The sequence below is a fragment of the Vibrio fujianensis genome (assembly GCF_002749895.1).
GTDB lineage: Bacteria > Pseudomonadota > Gammaproteobacteria > Enterobacterales > Vibrionaceae > Vibrio > Vibrio fujianensis.
This window is the reverse complement of record NZ_NBUS01000054.1, coordinates 576302-580104: the sequence shown is the minus strand read 5'-3', so window position 1 is coordinate 580104 and position 3803 is coordinate 576302. Positions and strand designations below refer to the sequence as shown.

Annotated in this window: 6 protein-coding genes; 3 read left to right on the top strand and 3 right to left on the bottom strand. The window is 41.6% G+C overall.

The annotated features are described in order from the left end of the window. Positions 1 to 291 precede the first annotated feature (291 nt). Positions 292 to 906, top strand: a complete 615-nt coding sequence (locus B7C60_RS15760) for a riboflavin synthase subunit alpha (protein ID WP_099612461.1) — start codon at positions 292 to 294, stop codon at positions 904 to 906. A 92-nt stretch (positions 907 to 998) separates the two neighbouring features. Here the strand turns inward: B7C60_RS15760 and B7C60_RS15755 are convergent, their stop codons facing one another. Continuing rightward, positions 999 to 1202, bottom strand: coding sequence for a CPXCG motif-containing cysteine-rich protein (locus B7C60_RS15755; RefSeq protein ID WP_099612460.1), 204 nt, complete (start codon positions 1200 to 1202; stop codon positions 999 to 1001). 256 nt (positions 1203 to 1458) lie between these two features. Between B7C60_RS15755 and B7C60_RS15750 the strand changes: the two genes are divergently transcribed. Next, positions 1459 to 1776, top strand: a complete 318-nt coding sequence (locus B7C60_RS15750; RefSeq protein WP_099612459.1) for a heavy metal-binding domain-containing protein — start codon at positions 1459 to 1461, stop codon at positions 1774 to 1776. 58 nt (positions 1777 to 1834) lie between these two features. On the opposite strand, the gene B7C60_RS15745 is transcribed toward B7C60_RS15750, so the two are convergent. After that, entirely contained in the window at positions 1835 to 2701 is an 867-nt protein-coding gene (locus tag B7C60_RS15745) for a fructosamine kinase family protein (protein WP_099612458.1), read from the bottom strand. Positions 2702 to 3087: 386 nt separating this feature from the next. On the opposite strand from B7C60_RS15745, the gene B7C60_RS15740 reads away from it, so the two are divergent. After that, positions 3088 to 3429, top strand: coding sequence for a DUF3802 family protein (locus tag B7C60_RS15740; RefSeq protein WP_099612457.1), 342 nt, complete (start codon positions 3088 to 3090; stop codon positions 3427 to 3429). 12 nt (positions 3430 to 3441) lie between these two features. Here the strand turns inward: B7C60_RS15740 and B7C60_RS15735 are convergent. Then, positions 3442 to 3803, bottom strand: a 362-nt coding sequence (locus B7C60_RS15735; RefSeq protein ID WP_245869579.1) for an NlpC/P60 family protein, incomplete at its 5' end; no start/stop codon positions are given.

Here is a 3803-nt window from a genome sequence, read left to right as displayed (position 1 = left end):
GCCCCCCCCCCCCCCCCGCCATGACCGTGTCGACAAACCCCATTCCGGTTTGCGCAATAGAGGCGATTAATACCGGCGTCGCTAATTTAATTAAGGTCGACGCTTCTTTTTTATAACGTTGCACTGTGTTCTCCGCAAAGAAGACTAGCTGAGCCAAAGAAAAGGCTCAGAGTTTGGTTATATAGCTTAGGAAAATGCCATGATATTATGTAGTACTAGGGTCAACAGACCTAGAGAGAATGATAAAGAAATGTCACACTAAGCACCACGAAAATTTATCGGAATAATGAAATGTTTACAGGCATTGTACAAGGGACCGCTAAAATTGTCTCGATTGAAAGGAAAACACAATTTCAAACCCATACTATAGCGTTGCCTCAAGCGCTTGCTGAGGGGTTAACCATTGGCGCATCTGTTGCTCATAATGGTTGTTGCTTGACGGTTACTCATATCGCGGATCGGTGTGCTTCGTTTGATCTAATGCAAGAAACGTTAGCGGTCACCAATTTAGGAACCCTTCAGGTTGGGGATGAAGTGAACGTTGAGCGAGCCGCAAAATTTGGCGATGAAATCGGTGGCCACTCAATGTCTGGTCATATCAGTGAGATGGCTACACTAGTCGACGTGATTGAGTCTAAAAATAATAAGACACTTTGGTTCGAGTTACCTAGCACTGCAATGAAATATATCCTGACCAAAGGGTATATTGGTCTTGATGGATGTTCATTGACGATTGGTCAGGTAGAAGGGAATCGTTTTAATGTTCATCTTATTCCAGAAACCTTACAACGAACATTATTTGGACGGCGTCAAGTCGGGGATAAAATTAACGTTGAATTTGATCCGCAAACACAAGCTATTGTTGATACTGTTGAACGAGTACTGATGTCCCAGTCTTGCAAATAAGTGAGCTGCTTTGCCCCGCTCGACGAATCACTTAGTTAAATCGTGATTAAGAGAATACCGCTTAACCACGATTTTTGTTTTTGGCAGGGAGGTTAAAATATTTGTTCATCATCGGCATCAATAGTTAGTTCTACGCTATCTTTTAGCTCATTAACGGTCATATTTAAATGTATCGCATGACAGCAAGCAGGACAGTCATCATAGAATTCTTGGCTACCATTACTCGCATCCAAAGTGATGCGAATAGCGTGACCACAATGAGGACAAAGTGCCGTTCTTTCGGTAAATGGTTTCATCTCTCTTTTCCTTACTTCTGTGGGAGATATAGTAATATTAAGCTGTTAAGTTGCTTAAAGTTGAAAATTAAGTATAAATTTTGAAGAAACACGTGAAATTTGACATCCCCCAACGCCTTGGCGCTACAGGTCGACGGTGAGCAAGTCGCAATGAGCATTCACTGATGATCTGATTGGAATCAACGAATGCAGCCCATACTGCTTGCGCTTCAACGAGAGTGGGGATATTGACCTCAATAATGGAGAGATTATAGTGATGATATATACGACGACAGAAACAGTACCTGGTCAGGAAATTACTGATATTTTAGGCGTTGTCATGGGTAATGTTGTTCAGTCTAAACATGTTGGTCGAGATATTATGGCAAACTTAAAAGGTTTGGTGGGGGGCGAACTGAAAGGTTACACTGAAATGTTGACGGACGCTCGAAATATGGCTATCGAGCGGCTATTAACAGAAGCAAGGTTATTGGGCGCTGATGCTGTTGTCGCAGTACGTTTAACCACCAGTGCTATTACTGATGGCTCTTCAGAAGTGCTTGCTTTTGGTACTGCGGTAAAGCTCAAAAAATAAATCAAGTCAATGTGCGCCTCTATCCATCGAGCGCTTTACTTTTATTGGTCAACAGAGACTAGTCAGCGAGTAAGTTTTTGATCAAGTGATCGGCTTGAGCTAAATACTTACCACCAAAATGATTGCAGTAGCTCAGAAGTAGGTAAAGATTATAGATGTTTTTGCGTTCTGCATAGTGAGCATCAAGCGGATAAATACTTTCATAACCGAGGTAAAATTCTGGCTGGAAACCACCAAACAGCTCTGTTGCGGCAAGATCGCACTCTCTGTCTCCCCAATAGCAAGCCGGGTCATAACTGATCGGCCCTGTTACCGATTGTGCGACATTCGTCGTCCATAAGGCACCATGAAGTAAAGATGGTTTCGGTGTGTGAGCACCGATCTTGTATTTAATGAGCCCAACGAACTGATCAATGTCCACCAGATCAATACCTTTTTCCTTGAGCAATTGGAGTTGCCAGCCTATACGCTGTTCAGCAAAAAATAGCGCCCATTTTTTATGCCAAGGGTTAGGCTGTATTAATGTACCTAGATGATTTTCCACATCAAACCCATACTCCTTTTGTTCTCCCCATTGGTGCAGTTTCGCTAACTGTTGCCCAAATAAGTAACTCTGCTCTGGGTTATCGAGCGGCTTCGTCGGCAAATAATTGAGGATAATAAAAGCATGATTTTTCGTTGTCCCGACTAACCTAGGTACGGGAACTGTAATCGAGTCACTTTCAGCTAAAAGCTTTAGATTTTGTGCTTCTAGTTCATAGTGGTGGATAAAATCACGTTGGTTTATCTTAACAAAGTAGCGTTCTATACCATTAGAAATAACATAGCAGTCATGAAGTTCACCGCCTGGTAATTTTTCTTTTTCAACAATACGATAGTGGATTGATAAGGTCTCTGAAAGTTGTTGTGCAATAGCCTGCCACATAGCGATCTTCCCATCCCTATTAATGTACACCTAGTGTAGGTGATGGCGTTAAATATGTTCAATTTTAACGCACATAATTTAGCCAGATTATCATTTTGGCAGCGCTAAAATATATAAATGTGATAGTTATCAAGTTTCTCAGCGGGTCTTAAATACACTTTTCCTTGTACACTGAGATTGAGGTGTAATAATGATATTTCTTATAGAGAGTCGCGCTACTCGTTCATCAAAGTCGCTTATTATGATGAGAGGCGATCTTTTTTGTTGAAGAAATGGCTCGTCGTCAAATATTCTATAGCATAAATCTGTGAAAAAGGTCGTTCATGGCTTAGTATTACTCAAGGGAACATGGATTCTGGCAGTAAGTGGTAAAGCGGAGAAAAAAAGTGGTTGTAGACACCGATGGTTATTCAGCTCTAATTGAACATTTATCGATGAACATGGACATATTTACTCGTGATGGTTACACGGGGAAAGAAAGTGTCGAAGATGTCATCACTGATATGGTTGCTAGTAACATTATGGCGATATTTGAGCAAAACCCTGAACTGCATTCAAGTGTCCGCTTTCAATTACTGAAAGAAGCGGATCTGGTGGTCGATGATTTAGGCGAAGTACTGGCTGGCGTTTGGTCAAAGCCTGCCACCAATGATCAGATCCTATTTTTAGATGAATATATTGCTTTGGTCAAAAATCTATTTGACTCTGCCGTCAGTAAATATGACTAAACCTCAATCGTTTTATCTCCTCGCCTCAGTTGATTCACTTATTGTTGACCACGGCGGATTTGCTATTCGTCGGAATTGCCATAGTTTTGATGCCCAATAAGGGTTATCAATTCTCGATATCACTACACCCTGTGACGTTGATGCATGCATAAACGATTTATTGCCTAAATAGATCCCAACATGGCGAGTGGTATGTGATGTTTTGAAAAAAACTAAATCGCCATACTGAGCGTGATGATACTCAATAGCTTGACCTTGTTGGCTCTGTAAGCGTGTGGTTCTCGGGAGTGATTGTTGCCAAGCGTCTTGATATGCGATCTGGACAAACGCTGAACAGTCGATTCCAGTTTTATTAGAACCACCGAGGCGGTAAG